Origin of the sequence: Oerskovia merdavium (assembly GCF_014836755.1) — a bacterium.
Classification (GTDB): domain Bacteria; phylum Actinomycetota; class Actinomycetes; order Actinomycetales; family Cellulomonadaceae; genus Oerskovia; species Oerskovia merdavium.
Genome location: NZ_JACSQF010000012.1, coordinates 151,763 through 167,914, shown reverse-complemented (window position 1 = coordinate 167,914; position 16,152 = coordinate 151,763). Strand labels below are relative to the sequence as shown.

The 16,152-nt window shown below is 71.7% G+C and carries 16 protein-coding genes; 8 read left to right on the top strand and 8 right to left on the bottom strand.

Going from position 1 to position 16,152, the window contains the following annotated elements:
• Positions 1-161: 161 nt before the first annotated feature.
• The gene (locus tag H9641_RS12965; RefSeq protein WP_318244562.1) at positions 162-644 is read right to left on the bottom strand and encodes a VanZ family protein; all 483 of its coding nucleotides are present in this window, start codon (positions 642-644) and stop codon (positions 162-164) included.
• A 261-nt stretch (positions 645-905) separates the two neighbouring features.
• Complete coding sequence (locus H9641_RS12960) at positions 906-1,643, bottom strand: HEAT repeat domain-containing protein (protein WP_191804401.1); 738 nt, start codon at positions 1,641-1,643, stop codon at positions 906-908.
• Between the two features lie 144 nt (positions 1,644-1,787).
• Here H9641_RS12960 and H9641_RS20930 point away from each other — a divergent pair, with 144 nt between their 5' ends.
• Genes H9641_RS20930 through H9641_RS12950 form a run of 3 tightly spaced genes read left to right on the top strand, consistent with a single transcriptional unit; the run spans position 1,788 to position 3,180 of the window.
• Positions 1,788-2,120, top strand: coding sequence for an RNA polymerase sigma factor (locus H9641_RS20930; protein ID WP_404821945.1), 333 nt, complete (start codon positions 1,788-1,790; stop codon positions 2,118-2,120).
• Complete coding sequence (locus H9641_RS20925) at positions 2,060-2,407, top strand: RNA polymerase sigma factor (RefSeq protein ID WP_404821944.1); 348 nt, start codon at positions 2,060-2,062, stop codon at positions 2,405-2,407. The genes H9641_RS20930 and H9641_RS20925 overlap by 61 nt, the downstream gene beginning before the upstream one ends.
• On the top strand, positions 2,404-3,180 hold the full coding sequence (locus H9641_RS12950; protein WP_191804399.1) for a hypothetical protein: 777 nt from the start codon (positions 2,404-2,406) through the stop codon (positions 3,178-3,180). Before H9641_RS20925 ends, H9641_RS12950 begins: the two co-directional genes overlap by 4 nt.
• A 53-nt stretch (positions 3,181-3,233) precedes the next feature.
• On the opposite strand, the gene H9641_RS12945 is transcribed toward H9641_RS12950, so the two are convergent.
• From H9641_RS12945 to H9641_RS12930, 4 genes are all read right to left on the bottom strand, one after another.
• Positions 3,234-4,070: an MBL fold metallo-hydrolase gene (locus H9641_RS12945; RefSeq protein WP_191804397.1), complete on the bottom strand. Its 837-nt coding sequence runs from the start codon at positions 4,068-4,070 to the stop codon at positions 3,234-3,236.
• Between the two features lie 134 nt (positions 4,071-4,204).
• Entirely contained in the window at positions 4,205-4,957 is a 753-nt protein-coding gene (locus H9641_RS12940) for a DinB family protein (protein WP_191804394.1), read from the bottom strand.
• A 48-nt stretch (positions 4,958-5,005) separates the two neighbouring features.
• Positions 5,006-6,022 carry a hypothetical protein gene (locus H9641_RS12935; RefSeq protein WP_191804392.1) on the bottom strand — a complete coding sequence of 339 codons (1,017 nt, stop codon included), beginning with the start codon at positions 6,020-6,022 and terminating at the stop codon, positions 5,006-5,008.
• Between the two features lies 1 nt (position 6,023).
• Positions 6,024-7,082 (bottom strand): SPFH domain-containing protein, encoded by a 1,059-nt coding sequence (locus H9641_RS12930; RefSeq protein WP_191804390.1) that lies wholly within the window; start codon positions 7,080-7,082, stop codon positions 6,024-6,026.
• A gap of 96 nt (positions 7,083-7,178) precedes the next feature.
• Here H9641_RS12930 and H9641_RS12925 point away from each other — a divergent pair, with 96 nt between their 5' ends.
• Positions 7,179-7,958, top strand: a complete 780-nt coding sequence (locus H9641_RS12925) for an NUDIX hydrolase (protein WP_191804388.1) — start codon at positions 7,179-7,181, stop codon at positions 7,956-7,958.
• Positions 7,959-7,962: 4 nt separating this feature from the next.
• Here H9641_RS12925 and H9641_RS12920 read toward each other — a convergent pair whose 3' ends face one another.
• Entirely contained in the window at positions 7,963-8,952 is a 990-nt protein-coding gene (locus H9641_RS12920; protein ID WP_191804386.1) for a helix-turn-helix transcriptional regulator, read from the bottom strand.
• A 108-nt stretch (positions 8,953-9,060) separates the two neighbouring features.
• Here H9641_RS12920 and H9641_RS12915 point away from each other — a divergent pair, with 108 nt between their 5' ends.
• The 3 genes from H9641_RS12915 to H9641_RS12905 all read left to right on the top strand — a co-directional run bounded on the left by H9641_RS12915 (position 9,061) and on the right by H9641_RS12905 (position 11,239).
• A complete protein-coding gene (locus H9641_RS12915) occupies positions 9,061-9,537 on the top strand; it encodes a VOC family protein (RefSeq protein WP_191804384.1) in 477 nt (158 codons plus the stop codon).
• 173 nt (positions 9,538-9,710) lie between these two features.
• Positions 9,711-10,961 carry an inorganic phosphate transporter gene (locus tag H9641_RS12910; protein ID WP_191804382.1) on the top strand — a complete coding sequence of 417 codons (1,251 nt, stop codon included), beginning with the start codon at positions 9,711-9,713 and terminating at the stop codon, positions 10,959-10,961.
• Complete coding sequence (locus H9641_RS12905) at positions 10,958-11,239, top strand: hypothetical protein (protein ID WP_191804381.1); 282 nt, start codon at positions 10,958-10,960, stop codon at positions 11,237-11,239. Before H9641_RS12910 ends, H9641_RS12905 begins: the two co-directional genes overlap by 4 nt.
• Before the next feature lie 140 nt (positions 11,240-11,379).
• Here the strand turns inward: H9641_RS12905 and H9641_RS12900 are convergent, their stop codons facing one another.
• Positions 11,380-11,955 (bottom strand): Ltp family lipoprotein, encoded by a 576-nt coding sequence (locus tag H9641_RS12900; RefSeq protein ID WP_318244560.1) that lies wholly within the window; start codon positions 11,953-11,955, stop codon positions 11,380-11,382.
• Between the two features lie 639 nt (positions 11,956-12,594).
• Here H9641_RS12900 and H9641_RS12895 point away from each other — a divergent pair.
• Positions 12,595-16,104 carry a DUF5979 domain-containing protein gene (locus H9641_RS12895; protein WP_191804379.1) on the top strand — a complete coding sequence of 1,170 codons (3,510 nt, stop codon included), beginning with the start codon at positions 12,595-12,597 and terminating at the stop codon, positions 16,102-16,104.
• The last annotated feature ends 48 nt before the right edge of the window (positions 16,105-16,152 follow it).

The window sequence follows — 16,152 nt, the reverse complement described above, 5'->3', positions numbered from 1 at the left end:
AGATCACCGCCGCAGCCCTCGTCCTACTCCACCTTCAACGAGGAAGCAGGTGACACCACCGCTGGTGAGAACACCACAGTGTGAGGTTGGAGAGGACAAGTCGAAGTAGCCGCGTGGGGCTCCGGGGGCTCTGAGGTTCCGCTGCTCCCTCGGGAGTGGCGTCACCCGCGCGGTGCCGCGTCGACCTCGGCCCGGCGGGCCTCGATCTCGTGCCAGCGGAACCGGTCGACGACCGCGCCGAAGAACGGGACCTTCACGAGCACCGAGAACAGTGCGAAGCCGACCACCCCGCCGGTGATGTTGAAGATCAGGTCGTTCACGTCCGCGATGTGCCCCCCACCCAGCAGGTGCGCCGTCACGAGCTGGGTGACCTCGATCGTCAGGCTGAGGACCGCTGCCGCCGCCACGGCCCGACTCCACGAGGCCTGGGGCTTGAGCAGCGGCACGAGGACGCCGACCGGGACGAAGACCAGGACGTTCATGAGCGCGTCAGCGAGCTCGTAGTCCGCGAACGGCACGACGACGAGATGGCTGCCCCAGGGGGTGCTGCTGACGGGCTTGTCCAGGAAGATCGGGAAGACCGTGTTCGCGACGATCCCGGCGACGTAGACGCCGAGCGCGAGGGCGACCGCGGCTCGTGGCACGGAGAACCTCCCGCTGCGGATCAGAGACCACATCAACCCCGCGAGCACCGCCGCTGCGAGAGGGATGACGACCGGGAGAACCGGGACCTGCTGGAACACGGACGACCTGCACCTTCTCCGAGACACGCACAGCGGCTGGTGCCGCGGCTCCACGCAACAGTGCCCGCTGTCCGACGAGCTCGGCATCCGTCTGTGGGCGGACCCGAGGCGACAGCGTGTGCGACCGTCCTCTCCCGGGCGCAGCGTGCTCGCACGCGGCGATCAGCGGGACGGCACGTCGGGTGGCGCGAGCAGGCGGCGGAGCCGGGCCTTCTTCTCGTTCTCGCGCACGATCCACGCCACGTCCGGGTCGTCCGATCCGCGCAGTGCGGCGAAGCGCGGCAGCCCGGCAGCCGGGTCGCCCGCGACGGCGACGCTCCAGCAGTACCCGAGGGCCTGGCGGAGGGTCCGGACGCTGGTGTCGCGGCGGGCGTCGGACGGGAGCGCGTCGATCGAGGCGGTCGCTGCCGCGCAGGCGTCCAGGGCGGTGGCCGCGGTGTCGGGGCTTCGGAGGAGGCGCGGCTCGCAGACCCCAGCGACCGCGGCTCGGCGAACCAGCGGGTCCTGGTCGTCGACCCAGGACGCCACGAGCGCGCGGAGGGTCGCGGGCTCGGCATCGCCGATGCGCTGCAGCGCCATCGCGACAGCCTCGCGGACGCGCCAGGATCCCTCGGACGCGCGGATCCGCAGCCGGTCGGTCAGCTCGGTGCGCTCACCGGAGGGCGCGTCGACGACGAGCCGACCGAGGCCGACCGTCCCGCAGCAGCGCAGGTACTCGTCGGGGCTGTCGGCGAAGGAGAGCACAAGGCCTTCTGGTGCGACTTCGGCGAACGCGCCGATCAGCTCGAGGTTGGCCCGAGGACCGGGAAGCCCTGAGCGGACCGTGAGGTAGGCGCGCACGGCGGCGGGGTCGTCGTCGAGCGCGAGCAGGGCGGCCCGGTGTTCTTCACGCACGCTCATGACCAGCACGCTAGGGCGTACACCCCCTGCCGGGGTAGGGCCGTTCGGCCGGGGCTCAGCCGTCGAAGGGCCTCTCGTCGCGAGAATGCTCGCGAAGATTCGCCTGCCGTGTTACTTCAGGCCCGGGGCGGACATTACGAGGATGTGAGCAGCATCGAGAAGGAGCACCACGAACGGCCGGCCGGCTCGGCAGCGGCGACGCGTTTCGCCGAGCTGTGGGAGGAGAACGTCGGGCGCGTGCACAGGTACGTGAGTCGCCATGCCGAGCCGCACACCGCCGACGACGTCGTCGCCGAGACGTTCCTGGTGGCCTGGCGACGGATCGACGACGTTCCCGAGGACTCGCTGCCGTGGCTGCTCGTCGTCGCCCGCAACACGATGGCCACGCCCGCCGCTCGACCTACCGACGTCGCGCGGTGGAGATCGATCTCGCTCGTGTCGCACATCTGGCCGCGCAGACACCGACCCCTGGAGTGATCGTGCCCGAACGCGAACAGGTCCTTGCCGCTCTGGCTGGCCTGTCGCCGAAGTCGCGCGAGATCGTCCTCCTCCTCGCGTGGGACGGCCTCGACACCTCCCAGGCGGCACAGGTGCTGGGCACGAGCCAGGCCGCCGTCAAGATGCGGCTCTCTCGCGCGCGACGCCAGCTCGCACGCGAGCTCGACGACCAGCAGGACCCGACGGCCGACGGGCCTCAGCGCGCACCCGACCCCACCACCACGCACCTCGGCTTCACCACCCCGGACCTCAGGAGCGCACGATGAACCGCACCACCCCTGACGCCAGCACGGCCGATCCCCTGGCCGCGATCGCCGCCTACGCGCCGACACCGCACGCGCCTGCCTCGCTCACCTCGATCCGTGACCAGGTCGTCCGCGAGCGGCCTTCCACCCGGACCCTCCGCGCGATGCGCACCGCGAAGAACCCTTCGTCGACCCGACCGCGTCGGGCCCTGGTGGGAGCCGCAGCAGCCGGTGCGCTCGCCGTCACCGTCGGCCTCGCGCTGCCATGGATCGGTCACGACGACGCCTACGCCTCGTGGACGCCGGCACCATCGGTGCTCACCGGGCCGGCTCTCTCGAGCGCCGAGACCGCCTGCGGCGGCGCCCCCACCCTCGCCACGACCGTCCTGGCCGAGCAGCGAGGCGTCTTCGCGTTCGTCCTGCGCACCGACAGCGAACAGGTCATCGACTGCCTCGTGGACGACGACGGCACCGGCGGTGGCAGCACCCGAGATCTGGCGACCTTGCGAGCCCCGTCCGACCAGCAGGCCCTGGTCGCCACCTACTTCACCACGTGGAACCCCGAGAACGGCCATGCCACCGCCATCTATGGACGTGCCGGTGATGCGGTCGCAGACGTCACGATCACCCGTTCCAACGGGTACGAGATCCAGGCCACCGTCGCCAACGGTTGGTGGTCTGCGTGGTGGCCCGGTCAGATCGACGCCGACGCCACCCTGACCATCCAGCACATCGACGGCACAGCCACGCAGCCCCTCTCGATCGACGACCCGGAAGTCGATGACAGAACGTAGGACGCGGCAGTCCCTCGGTAGTAGTCGTCCACGGTGCGTCCGCTGCGGAACCTCTAGCCGGGCAGCCCGTCGCGCTCTCTCCGTCGTGCGACGCTCTGGGCCTGCCCCTCGTGGATGTCGCTCACCCATTCCCAGCCGGGCTTGGCCGACGGGCCGATCCGTGGGTCGTCGGGAGCGATTCCGTCGCGGAGGGCGTCCACGTACGCCCGGTCCAGGTCGATCCGTGCATGTACCTGATCGGCTCCGCAGACGGACCCGTGGCCGGGAACGAGGACGACGACGTCGTCCGCCGCGCCTTCGAGCACCCGGAGCCCCACGAGGTACTCCTCGATCGGGTCGTTGGTCTCTCCGAAGGCGTCCAGCATGGGGACGAAGAGGTCGGAGAGCATGTCGCCCGCGACGAGGACGCCGCGCTCGTGGATCAGCAGCGCGGCGTGACCGGGAGCGTGCGCCGGATGTTCGACGATGCGTACCTCCGGGCCGTCCCACGGGATCCGCGTGGTTCCGGCGGGCAGGCCGGTGACGAGGCCGTACCCGTCCAGCGGCGTCTCGTCGGCGATCTCCGGTGGCAGGCCCTCGGCGGCGCGGTCCCTCCAGTCCGGCTGCGACAGCACGTGGTGCAGGACGGCCGCGCAGCGGGCCGTCCCGTACCGGGGAGCGTCGCCGAGCGCAGGGTGCCAGAGCACGTGATCCCAGTCGGGATGGGTCGAGAAGCTGGCCACGACCGGCAGGCCCAGCTCGCGCAGGTCGTCGGCCAGGCAGGTCATCTCGGAGCGTGTCAGTCCTGGGTCGACGACCAGGACGCCGGTCCGGCCGTGCACGACGACGGTGTTGTTCTGGAGCAGCTCGCTCTGATGGACCAGCACGCCCTGCGCAACCTGCTTCAGCATGGGTGTTCCTCTCGCTCGTTCGCTCCCCGGTCTGACCGTGGTGCGAGGCGGAACTCATCGCCGGGTCGTGCAGTGCTCGCAGGCGACGAGGTCAGGAGTCGGGAGCGTCCTCGCGGGCCCACACGGCCCCGAGGTCACGGTGACGCGGGCGAGGCCTCACGCAGGAGGGCGAGGTCCCGTCGGACGTAGCGCAGGTGCGCCCACTCCTCCTCCAGGATCACGCGCACACAGTCCCCGACGGTGGGATGCCAGTCGCCACCGCCCCACGGGTCGTCGCGTTCCTCCGCGAGCAGCTCCGGGGTGGCCGTGGCCAGGAACTCCGTCACCTGCCCCTGCCGCTCGGCCCGCACCGCGAGGATCTCCTCGTACGCCGGTGGGGTCGTGCGGAAGATCGACAGGTCGAAGCCCATCTCGGCGGCGCCCGTGAAGATCTGCCCGATCTCGTGGAACGGCTGCTGCATCCGCAGGATCCCGCCCCGGAGCCAGGCGTCCGTCGCCAGGACGAGGTGACGCAGGGTCTGGGCCAGCGACCACTCGTCCTCCACGTGGGCGTCCACCAGGTCCGGAGGTGTGCCCTCCACCGTCTCCTGCCACGCGGACTGCACGGCGACCCACCCCTCGCACAGCCCTTCGACCGTATCCGACCTCTGCAGCTCGCGGCCCGGGAACTGCCGGTTGAGCTCGGCGTCCACGAACGGCACCACGTCGACCCCGTTGACGATCAGGCTGCCGAAGAACAGGTCGTGGCTGTCGACGTCGAGCCCGTCCAGGTCGACGCCGCGCATCGTCACGCCGCTCACGTCGGAGAACCGCAGGGTGGCGCCCTTGAAGCTGGCCCTGACGAAGGTCGCGCCCTCGAACTCCTTCGTCCCGGAATAGGTCGTCATCCCTCCACCATGACCGACCTCGGGCGGTCCTGCCCGGCGACGATCAGGTCACCCCACGACCAGCCGCAACCGGTTCTCCCCGACCCGCACCGTGACCTCCTGGCCCCACGACGCGACGAGCCGGTCCGACTCGACGCCGTCGCCGAACACCACGAGCTGGTCCGACTCGACCGTGAGCCGGAGCTCGCCGCCCGCGTCGAGGAGCCCCTCGGTCAGGTCTGCTCCCGTCGCGGGTGACGGCCACGCCTCGCGCACGAACCACGCGAGCGCCGGGTCGGTGGGGCCGGGGAGCCGGCGTCCGCCGCGCTCGCGCGCGATCGACGCGCACCACCCCGTGGCCCCGGCCCCCGTCGCGACGATGACCCCCGACGAGGACTGGCGCTCGTTCCTGACGGACCCACGGCTCGCACCGCGACCGCCCGCGGTGTCGCCCGGGCCGTCCGCGGCGATCCGGTAGCGCGCCGACTGGTGCGAGGGGTGACCGACGAAGACCTCGTTGAGCGCGGTGAGGACCTGTCCGTCGTCGAGCGAGGCCCGGACCGTGGTGAGGTCCTCGGTCCGCAGGCCGAGCGCGTGGCCCGGGGCGCCGTCGTCGGGCCCACTGGGCGCGCGCCCGCCCGTCTCGTGAGCCGCCGGCGTTGCTCGCGTCGCGCGTCCCGCGCGCTGCAGGAGCCCGACGGCCGTCGGGACGTCGAGTCGGACGAGCGCGCCCGCATTGGTCCCCGGCTCGGGGTCGACGCCCAGCACGGGCTGGTCCGTGAGGTACTTGGCGACGTTCGCGACCAGGCCGTCCTGCCCGACCACCACCACGACGTCCTCGGGGGCCACGAGGAACCTACCGAGGTCGGCGCGCTCGGCGTCGGCCCGCCGCCAGCCCTCGGGGATCGCCGCGGCGACCCGTGCGCGGGCATCGGTCACGGTGTCGTGCCGCTCCTGGACCGCGGCGAGCGTGCGACCGCGCGTGCGGAGGAAGAACTCGGCCTGACCGCGGGTCGCGTGGCGGTCGAGGAGCTCGTCGAGCTCGGTGCGCCGGTGGACGACGACGGCCCGCCGCTGGAGGGGCACGTCAGGCTCCCCGGGTGGGGGCGGTCGCCCCGGCGGCCGGGCCCGCGCCGACACCCGGACCCGCCCCCGCTCCCGTGAACGCGGCGAGCGCCCCGCTGAGCAGGTCCGGCGTGATGGTCAGGCTGCCGATCTTGGGCAGGGCTCCGGCGAGGTCGCGCATCGCGACGGCCAGGATGGTCGACCGGTCCATGCCCTCGTAGACGTCCATGACGGTCCGGAACTTCGCGTTGTTCGCCTCGCCGAGCCGGCGGATCTCCTCGGCCTGCGCGGCCGACGTGAGGTCCCGCCGCTCGGCCGCGGCCCTGGCCTCGACGAGTGCAGCAGCGGCGGTCTCCTCGGCCTCGCGCCGGAGGTTGGTGCCCTCCTGCGCGACGAGGCGCTCGCGGCGGGTCGCGAGCTCGATCTGGCTCGCGAGCTCGTTCTCCGAGATGGTGCGCTCGCGCTCGACGGCGAGCGCCCGTCGCTCGTACGTCGACCGGTCGGCCTCGGCCTGGACGTGCTCGCGCAGCGGGGTCTGGAGGGCGCGCTCGACGTCGCCGTCGGGGCGGACCGCGAGCACGTGGACCCCCAGGACCTCGATGCCGGTCGACGCGAGCCGGGCGTCCGTCCCCAGCGCCTCGACGAGCTGGGCCCGGACCTGGCTCACGCCCTGCTCGAGCGCGGTCGTCAGCGGCACGGCCGCGAGGTGGTCGATCGCGTGGCTCTGCGCGAGCTGGCCGATGATCGTGGCGACCTGGTCCCGGCCCGTCGTCGCGGCGGCGCCCGTGTCGGGGTCGATCCCGAAGTCGAGGCGCTGCGAGACGACCGCCGGGTCCGCGAACCGGTAGGTCACGTTGACCTGGACCGTGACGTCCTGGTGGTCGCGCGTGGTGGCGTGGAAGAGCACGGGCAGCTCCTGGTCGTCGACCGGCACCTCGCTCAGCACCGAGGTGCCGGGGCGGAACCAGAACGCCTGGCCGATCCCGTGGTGCGCGACCCGCCCCGCCCGGAGGTGGATCACGGCGCCCGTGGGGCTGCCGAGGAAGTGCCGCAGCCAGGGGTAGCGCTTGATGGTGGCCATGGGAGGCTCCGTCCGTCGTCGGTGTTTGTGTCACATTGACGATAAGCCTCGATCGTCTTTAGCGTCAACCTGACAATAAGCAGGTAGGGTGGGGGGATGAGCCACCTGGAGCACCCGGAACCCCCGCCCTCCGCCGCCCGGATCCCCGTCACGGTCGACGTCGTCGCGCTCACGGTCCGGGACGCGACGCTCCAGGTGCTCCTCGTGACCCGGCTGCTCGACCCGTACCGCGACCGACTCGCCCTGCCCGGCGGGTTCGTCCTCGCGGGCGAGACCCTGCCGCAGGCCGCAGCCCGCGAGCTCGCCGAGGAGACCGGTGTCGCGGTTCCCGGCCACCTCGAACAGCTGCGCACCTACGGGCCGCTCGACCGGGACCCGCGCGGCCCCGTGCTCTCCGTCGCGCACCTGCTGCTCGCACCCACCTACGGCCTGCCCGCCGCGGGCAGCGACGCCGCGCAGGTCGGCTGGTACCCGGTCGAGGAGGCGCTCGCGGACGGCGCCGGCCTCGCGTTCGACCACCACCGGATCCTGCGGGACGGCGTCGAGCGTGCGCGCGCCAAGCTCGAGTACTCGACGCTCGCGACGGCCTTCTGCGGCCCCGAGTTCACGATCGCCCAGCTCCGCGCCGTCTACGAGGCCGTGTGGGGCACGCGCCTCGATCCCCGCAACTTCCACCGCAAGGCCGTCGGGACCCCGGGGTTCCTCGTCGAGACGGGCGAGTCGACCTCGGGCGGGACCGGGCGACCCGCCGCGCTCTACCGGCTCGCGCCCGAGGCGCGCCGGGCCGCGGTGGCGAGCTCCGTCGTCGGGCCGGACGAGACGCCCGCCTCGGTGCCCGCCGTGCTCAACCCGCCCCTGATGCGCCCCGCCGGGTGATCGCCTAGGGGGCGCCGGGCTCTGCCGGTCGCTCCGCCGGCTCGCGCGACCCCGCAGAGTAGAGGTCCGCGAGGCGGCGTAGCAGGTCGCGCAGCTCGGGCGGGTCGAGCACCTCGAACGGGGTGTCGATCGTCGCGAGGAAGCCCGCGACGTCGATCAGCGAGTCCGAGCCGGTCTCCAGGACGCACGTGCCGTCGTCGGACCCCGTGAGGATGCCTGCGGTCGGGGTGACACGCGCGGCGATCTCCGTCGCGGGCGCGAGGAAGCGGATGCGCGGCCGATGGCGCCAGGCGGTCGACCCGACGCCCCGCACGACGTGCCGGGCCACGTCGGGCTCGGGCGGCTCGCGCGGCGTGAACCGCGGCCCGCCCGGGGTGCGCGGGCTCATGCGGTCGGCACGGAACGTCCGCCAGTCCTCGCGCGCGGTGTCCCACGCGAGCAGGTACCAGCGGCGGCCCGTGTAGACGAGGCGGTGCGGCTCGACGTCGCGCAGGGTCGCCAGGCCGTCGCGGCCCGTGTAGTCGAAGCGCAAGCGCTCGCTGCGCGTGATCGCGGTCGAGACCGCGGTGAGGACCGCGGCGTCGACCGTCGGGCCGCCCGCCGCGGCCGACACCGTCGCCTGGCGGAGCGCGTCGACACGGTGGCGCAGCCGCGAGGGGAGCGACTGCTCGAGCTTGGCCAGCGCGCGCACCGACGTCTCCTCGATGCCCGTGACCGACCCGGCGGCCGCGGCCTGCAGCCCGACGGCGACCGCGACGGCCTCGTCGTCGTCGAGCAGGAGCGGCGGCAGCTCGGAGCCCGCCGCGAGGCGGTAGCCGCCCGCGGTCCCGGTGCGCGAGCGCACCTCGTAGCCCAGCAGGCGCAGGCGTTCGACGTCGTTGCGCACCGTGCGCGTCGTGACGTCGAGGCGGGCTGCGAGGTCCGCTCCCGACCACTCGCGCCGCACCTGGAGCAGCGACAGCAACCGCAGCAGCCGTACCGAGGTATCCAACATTCCTCGAGTCTCGCAGGCATTGAGGAACCGCACGTTCCACAAGGGTCTCTAGCGTGGGAGGCATCAGCACGATCCGCTGCTGGACCGCACCGCACGAGGAGCCCGACGATGAGCGACACGACCGGCACGACCCCGCGCACGACCACCGCCCGCACCGCCGCCACGACCCCGCGCGGCCTGACGACCGTGAGCCTCTGGTCCGACGACGTCCCCGCCGCGGTCGCCTGGTACACCGAGGTGTTCGGCGTCGACCCGTACTTCGTCATGCCGCCCGCGCCGGCCCCGGCCGCGTACGTCGAGTTCCGCGTGGGCGACTACCAGCACGAGCTCGGGATCATCGACCGCAGCTACGCGCCCGCGGGCGCCGCGACCCAGCCCGGCGGGGCGGTCGTCTACTGGCACGTCGACGACGTCGCGGCGACCTACGAGCGACTGCTCGCGCTGGGCGGCACCGAGTACCAGCCCGTGACCCCCCAGGGCGACGGCGGGTTCGTGACCGCGGCCGTCGTGGACCCGTTCGGGAACGTGCTCGGCGTCATGGAGAACCCGCACTACCTCGCGGTCCTGGAGGGGCGCGAGGGGTGAGGAGAATCCGCTGCGCGGTGTCCGGATGCCGAGCCGAAACCGCCCATCAGGCCCGCTCCGCGCAGCCCCCACAGACCCTTTTCGAAGAGCCTTCGAACGCCAGATGAACACCAGGTGAACAGTCGTCGAAGACTCGCCGACTTGGTTCATTCCGCCGTCGGGCACCATTCACCATGGAGTACGTGACCGAGACGATCCTGCTCGCGCTCGTGGTAGTGACGGCCCTGGCCTTCGACTTCACGAACGGCTTCCACGACACCGGCAACGCGATGGCCACGTCCATCGCTACACGTGCCCTCAAGCCCAAGACCGCCGTCGCGCTGTCTGCAGTCCTCAACCTCGTCGGGGCGTTCCTGTCCCTGGCCGTGGCGGCGACCATCGCCAAGGGGATCGTCGACGCGAACATCATCACCCTCGAGGTGGTGCTCGCCGGCCTGGTGGGTGGTATCACCTGGAACCTGCTGACCTGGTTGCTGGGTATCCCGTCGAGCTCCTCGCACGCCCTCATCGGCGGCGTCGTGGGCTCGGTCCTGGCCGCGGTCGGGACGAGCGGGGTCCTGTGGACCGGGGTCCTGTCCAAGGTGATGATCCCGGCGCTGCTCGCGCCCGTGATCGCGATCGGGGTGGCCGCGCTCGGCACCTTCCTGGTTGCGCGCATCACCAAGGACCTGCCGCAGGACACGACGAGCCGCGGCTTCCGCTGGGGCCAGATCGGCTCCGCGTCGCTGGTCTCGCTCGCGCACGGCACCAACGACGCGCAGAAGTCGATGGGCATCATCCTGCTCGCGCTCATCGCGGGCGGCGCGGTCCCGGCCGACTCGGGTGTCCCGTTCTGGGTGGTCCTGGCCTGCGCGACGTTCATGGCCCTGGGCACCTACCTGGGCGGCTGGCGCGTCATCCGCACGCTCGGCAAGGGCCTCGTCGAGATCGACTCGCGTCAGGGCATGGCCGCCGAGACCTCCTCGGCTGCGGTCATCCTTCTCTCGAGCCACTTCGGCTTCTCGCTCTCGACGACGCACGTCGCGACGGGCTCGATCCTCGGGTCCGGCGTCGGCATGCCGGGTGCGAAGGTCCGCTGGGGCGTCGCGGGCAAGATGCTCGCCGCCTGGGGCCTGACCCTCCCCGCTGCCGGCCTGGTCGGCGCGTTCTGCTTCTGGCTCCAGGCCACCATCGGTGGCGTGGGCGGGATCGCAGCCGTCTTCGCGCTGCTGATCGGCGTCTCGGCCGCGATCTGGATCGCCTCGCGCCGCAAGCCGATCTCCGCGGACAACGTCAACGACGAGTGGGACGGCGACGAGACGCCGACCGCCGTGGTCGACGCCGCCGAGTCGTTCACCGTCAACGCCGCCGAGGCGACCGCCGAGGCCGAGGCCACGGTCGCCGCCGCCCCGACCGCCCCCAGCCGCGAGGGAGTCCCCGCATGAGCGAGTTCATCCAGCTCGACGCACTGCTCCAGGTCGTCGTCGCCGGCGCGATCGTCGGTGCGGGGCTGCCCGCGCTGTTCGCGCTGGGCGTCCGCCTGCTCGCCCCCGCGGGAGGCGCGGCGCTCGCGGTGGAGGGTGCGCCGTCGGGCACGGACGCCGCAGGCCCGACGACGGCACGCCCCACCGGCGTCCGGCTCGCCGGTGCCGTGGTGTGCTTCGGCGCCGTGCTGGCCGCGTGCGCGGTGGGCATCTGGTTCCTCGCCTCGGGCGGGCACTAGCCGCGCCACCAGTCCCTGACCTGCAGGAGGCCGTCCCGTCGTCATGACGGGGCGGCCTCCTGCGTCGTGAGGTCAGGCCGTGCCGAGGAGGTGGGCCGCGAGGTCGAGGAGCTTCTGCTCGGAGATGCCGGCTCCGCGGCCTACAGGCCCGCCGTGCTCGCGCCGTGCTCAGCCTGCTCCACGGTAAAGCCCTCGTAGACGAGCTGATCGATCAGTCCGGCGCGGGAGAAGGAGGTGTAGTCGAGGTAGCTCGCCGCGCTGGCTACGGCCTGTGCGTTCCAGTCAACACCGCCTTCCGTCTCCAGGCGAGCGATCGCGAACTCTGCGTCCGCTGGGCTGTAGCCCTCGAACTCGAGCTGGCCGGCAAGTCCTGAACGAGAGAAGGCAGCGTAGTCGAGGTAGCTCACAGCCGACTGCCAGGCATTCTGCTGGGCCACCGTGCCGATCCTGGCCGCCTCAGCGGCGGTCGCTTCGGCGGCGATCGCCTCATCTGCGAGCCGCTGTGCTTCCGCCAGTCGGTCCTCCTCGGCCGCCGCCGCCGCCTCTGCCTCATCCTCGGCCAGGCGTTCGGCCTCAGCCTCTTCCTCCGAGGCGACCGCCGCGGCCGCCTCCTCGGCGTCTTGCGCGTTCTGTGTCGCGGCGGGGCCGGCGACAGAGCTTGCCGGATCCTCGTCGCCGCCACCGTTCAAAGCCGCGATGAAGGCAACGAGCACCACGAGTGCCCCGACTCCAGTGAGGATCTTGTGTCGAGCGAACCAGGATTTCGCTTTCGGCTCGCCGGCAACCGGACCGGCAGATGACAGATTGCTTTCCGGAATGCCCGACGAGGGCTCCGGAATATCCGTCGAAACACCGACGGGATCCTCGACCCAGAGCTGCCAGCCCTGCGGCGCCGGTCCCCATGACGGGTCCGGGAGCCATCCTGGCGGAGGCGTCCAGCCGGCAGGGGGCGGTGGCCAGTTAGGCGGGGAATTGTATCGCGGTGCCATCAGAACTCCTCTGCCGAAAAAGCGATGTCCTTTCAGTCTGGCACGGCTTTTACCTTGGACATATGCCAAAAGGGCGGAGATGCGCTCCTCGGCGGGTGAAATCAGGTGCCGGGTCCGGCGTTGTGCAGAGTGGCAGCCTCGTGAGCACTCGAACCTTCGACTTGATCGCCACACCGTGCCGGCGAGGCTGGGGATCCGGCGATATACAACGTTAGTCGCTGAATGTCCGCTCCGTCCGCTCCGTGCGTGCGATACGGGACTCTTCTGTGACAGAGCGCACATTCGAGGCGGCGTCATACCCGAGGATCTCCGAGGTCTCCTGAGTAGAAAGTTGGACGACCGTCCACGGAACATCAGGAGAGTGTCATGAGTACCCCCTTCAGGGTTCGCAGCCGAGCGGCCTCCCCGCTCCAGCGAACCGTCGCCGCTGCGACGTCCGCGCTCGTCGCCCTGACGGGGGCCGTCGCCCTCGGGGCTGGGCCGTACGCCACCGCTTCAGCGACGGCGGCGACCGTCAGCAGCATCGACCCGTTCGCGGCAGCCGGTGGCTTCTCCGTCTACAGCCGTGGGAACGCTGTGCTCGACAATCACGAGGTCGAGGGAAGTGTCGCGGTGGGCGGGCAGCTGACCGTGCGCCGTGACGGTGGAGGGTATGCGATCCTCCACCAAGCGGCCGGCACTGCCGACTACTCGATCCCGACGGTCGACGGTGACCCGACAAGGCTCCTGATCGGGTCGTACTCGACCACGTCTGGGCTGGTCGAGATCCGCAACGGTGGCATCCCGGGGGGAACCGACGCCTCGCTCGAGGGCTACCTCAAGGTCGCCGACGTCGATCCCGCCTTCGGCCTGTACGAGCGCGGCGGGTGGGTGCGCTACCGGACGGCCGAGGGGGACGTCCCGGCGATCGACGCCACGAACCAGCGGTGGCCTGGCGGGCAGAGCACGGTCTACACGCGGACACCGTCGGTCGCCGCCTACGTCGAGGCCGGAGCCCAAGGTTCCTACGACGAGGTCGCGCAGTGCCTCGTTGCCCTGCCGGGCAGCGCGGAGGCTCACCAGGTCACCGTCGCCGAGAATGCGGGTGATCGCAAGGTGCTGAGCGAACTCGCCCCGGACCGTGTGAACGTCCTGCGTTACGAGGACATCGCGGGCGGGAACCGGATGCAGTTCTCACCGGGCAGCCCGACGCCGTCAGCGAGCAACCCGCTCGTCATCCAGGTCCCCGCAGGGACGACCGCCGTCGACGGTGCGACGTTCGACCCCCAGGGCGCCTACTCGCGCTACGTGATGTGGGACCTGTCGCAGGTCGAAGGCCCCGTCACGCTCGGCGCCTCCGGACGGGTCGACGGCTCGGTCTACGCGCCGTTCGCCGACCTCACGGTCGATGCTGCCCCGCTGGACGGGCAGATTCTCGCCGACACCCTGCACCTGCTCGGCGGTGAGACGCACGCCTACCTGTTCGCTGGGGTCCTTCCGTGCGCTCCGGCTGCCCCGACCGGCGGGTTCTCCGTCGCCAAGGAACTGCTCGGTTCCGCGGCCGGGCTGGTCCCCGCGGGCACCGAGTTCACGGTCGCCTACGCCTACGAGATGGGCGGGGTTCCGACGTCGGGCACCGTGACGGTGCTTGCCGACGGGACGTTCGTCGAGGGTCCTCAGAACCTTCCCGTCGGGACGGTCGTGACCTTCACCGAGATCGACCTGCCCGACGTGGCCGGCGTGGTGTGGGGCGCGCCGACGTTCAGCCCGGAGTCCGTCACGATCAGCGACGGTGTCGACGCCCAGGTCACGGTGACCAACACCGCGGCCCCCGTGGTCGTCCGCGTGGGCGGGTTCTCGATCCAGAAGGCCGTCACGGGTGAGGCCGCTGACCTGGTGCCCGAGGGCACCGAATTCACGGTCGCGTACTCGTACGAGCTCGCGGGCGCCCCCGTGACGGGCACGCTCGTCGTGACGGCCGACGGTACGGTCGTGAACGGCCCGCAGAACCTGCCCGCAGGGACCGTGGTCTCGTTCGACGAGGTCTCGCTTCCCGACATCGATGGTGTGGTGTGGGGTGCTCCGGTGTTCAGCCCGGACACCCTGACCGTCGCGGCGGACGAGAACCCCACGATCGTCCTCACCAACACCGCGACCGATGCGCCCGCGGGTGGGTTCTCGGTACGGAAGGTCGTGACCGGTGAGGCCTCCGGCCTGGTGCCGGGCGGCACCGAGTTCACGGTGTCGTACTCCTACGAGCTGGGTGGCGTGCCGACGTCGGGCACCTTGGCCGTGCTCGCGGACGGCACGGTCGTGAACGGCCCGCAGAACCTGCCGGTCGGGACCGTGGTGACGTTCGCTGAGGTCTCGCTCCCGGCCATCGACGGTATGGTGTGGGGTGCGCCGGCGTTCAGCCCGGCGACCGTGACGATCGCCGATGGCACCGACGCCGAGGTCATGGTGACGAACACCGCGACCGACCTCCCGGCGGGCGGCTTCTCGCTGCGCAAGGCCGTCACCGGTACGGCGACGGGTCTGGTGCCCGAGGGCACCGAGTTCACGGTCAGGTACTCCTACGAGCTGGCTGGTGTGCCGACGTCGGGCACGGCGACCGTCCTCGCGGACGGCACGGTCGTGAACGGCCCGCAGAACCTGCCGGTCGGGACCGAGGTCACGTTCGGTGAGATCAACCTGCCGACCATCGACGGTGTGGTCTGGGGTGCTCCGGCGTTCAGCCCGGAGTCCCTCACGATCGCTGACGGTGTCGACGCCCAGGTGACCGTCACCAACACTGCCGATGCCGTCGTCGTCCCCGTGGGCGGGTTCTCGCTCCGCAAGGTCGTCGAGGGCGCTGCGACCGGCCTGGTCCCGGAGGGTGCCGAGTTCACGGTCGCGTACTCGTACGAGATCGACGGAACCCCCACGGGTGGACGGCTGACGGTCCTCGCGGACGGCACGGTCGTGAACGGTCCGCAGAACCTGGTGGCCGGCACCGTCGTGACGTTCGAGGAGATCGAGCTGCCGTCGATCGACGGCGTGAACTGGGGAACCGCGGTCTTCAGCCCGGAGTCCGTCACGATCGGGGACGGCACCAGCCCCGAGGTCACGCTGACGAACCGTGCCGACCTGGCCGTGGGTGGCTTCTCGCTCCAGAAGGTCGTCACGGGTGAGGCCGCCGGCCTGGTGCCGGGTGGCACCGAGTTCACGGTGTCGTACTCGTACGAGCTGGACGGGGTGCCGACGTCGGGCACCTTGACCGTCCTCGCGGACGGCACGCTCGTCGACGGCCCGCAGAACCTGCCGGTCGGCACCGTGGTGACGTTCGAGGAGATCGACCTGCCGTCGATCGACGGCGTGGTGTGGGGCGCCCCGGCCTTCAGCCCGGCCGCGGTCACGGTCGCGGACGGCACGTCCGCCGTGGTCACGGTGACCAACACGGCCGACGTCGTGGCGGCGCAGGTCGGCAGCTTCTCGATCCTCAAGAAGATCGATGGCCCGAACGCCGCCAAGGTCACCGCGGACACCGAGTTCACGGTGACCGTCTCCGGGACCGTGAACGGTGAGCACCAGGAGGGCACGCTGACGGTCCGCGCCGACGGCACGGTCGTCGACGGTCCGGCGAACCTCCCGGCCGGGACGGTCGTCGAGCTCGAGGAGACGAGCCTGCCGACGATCGCCGGCGTCAGCTGGGGGACCCCGGTCTTCACGGTCGACGGCGAGAAGGTCTCGTCGATCACGATCGGTGCTGGACAGGTGGTCGAGGTGACGCTCACCAACACCGCGGGCAGCGGGCTGGCCGTCACCGGCACGGGGGCACTGGGGATCGCCGCGGCGGCCCTGCTGCTCCTCGGGGGAGGTGCCGTGCTCCTGGTGGGTGCGCGCCGCCGTCGGGCCTGAGCGCCTGACGGGCCTCGCGCCTGACCGACCGTCCGAGCGGGCGTGACC

Excerpts from the sequence above, each read along its gene's own strand:
- H9641_RS12925 (WP_191804388.1), top strand. The coding sequence starts at position 7,179 with ATGAGCCACCTGGAGCACCCGGAACCCCCGCCCTCCGCCGCCCGGATC.
- H9641_RS12895 (WP_191804379.1), top strand. The coding sequence starts at position 12,595 with ATGAGTACCCCCTTCAGGGTTCGCAGCCGAGCGGCCTCCCCGCTCCAG.
- H9641_RS12910 (WP_191804382.1), top strand. The coding sequence starts at position 9,711 with ATGGAGTACGTGACCGAGACGATCCTGCTCGCGCTCGTGGTAGTGACG.
- H9641_RS12930 (WP_191804390.1), bottom strand. The coding sequence starts at position 7,082 with ATGGCCACCATCAAGCGCTACCCCTGGCTGCGGCACTTCCTCGGCAGC.
- H9641_RS12960 (WP_191804401.1), bottom strand. The coding sequence starts at position 1,643 with ATGAGCGTGCGTGAAGAACACCGGGCCGCCCTGCTCGCGCTCGACGAC.
- H9641_RS12950 (WP_191804399.1), top strand. The coding sequence starts at position 2,404 with ATGAACCGCACCACCCCTGACGCCAGCACGGCCGATCCCCTGGCCGCG.
- H9641_RS12915 (WP_191804384.1), top strand. The coding sequence starts at position 9,061 with ATGAGCGACACGACCGGCACGACCCCGCGCACGACCACCGCCCGCACC.
- H9641_RS12945 (WP_191804397.1), bottom strand. The coding sequence starts at position 4,070 with ATGCTGAAGCAGGTTGCGCAGGGCGTGCTGGTCCATCAGAGCGAGCTG.
- H9641_RS12920 (WP_191804386.1), bottom strand. The coding sequence starts at position 8,952 with ATGTTGGATACCTCGGTACGGCTGCTGCGGTTGCTGTCGCTGCTCCAG.
- H9641_RS12905 (WP_191804381.1), top strand. The coding sequence starts at position 10,958 with ATGAGCGAGTTCATCCAGCTCGACGCACTGCTCCAGGTCGTCGTCGCC.
- H9641_RS12940 (WP_191804394.1), bottom strand. The coding sequence starts at position 4,957 with ATGACGACCTATTCCGGGACGAAGGAGTTCGAGGGCGCGACCTTCGTC.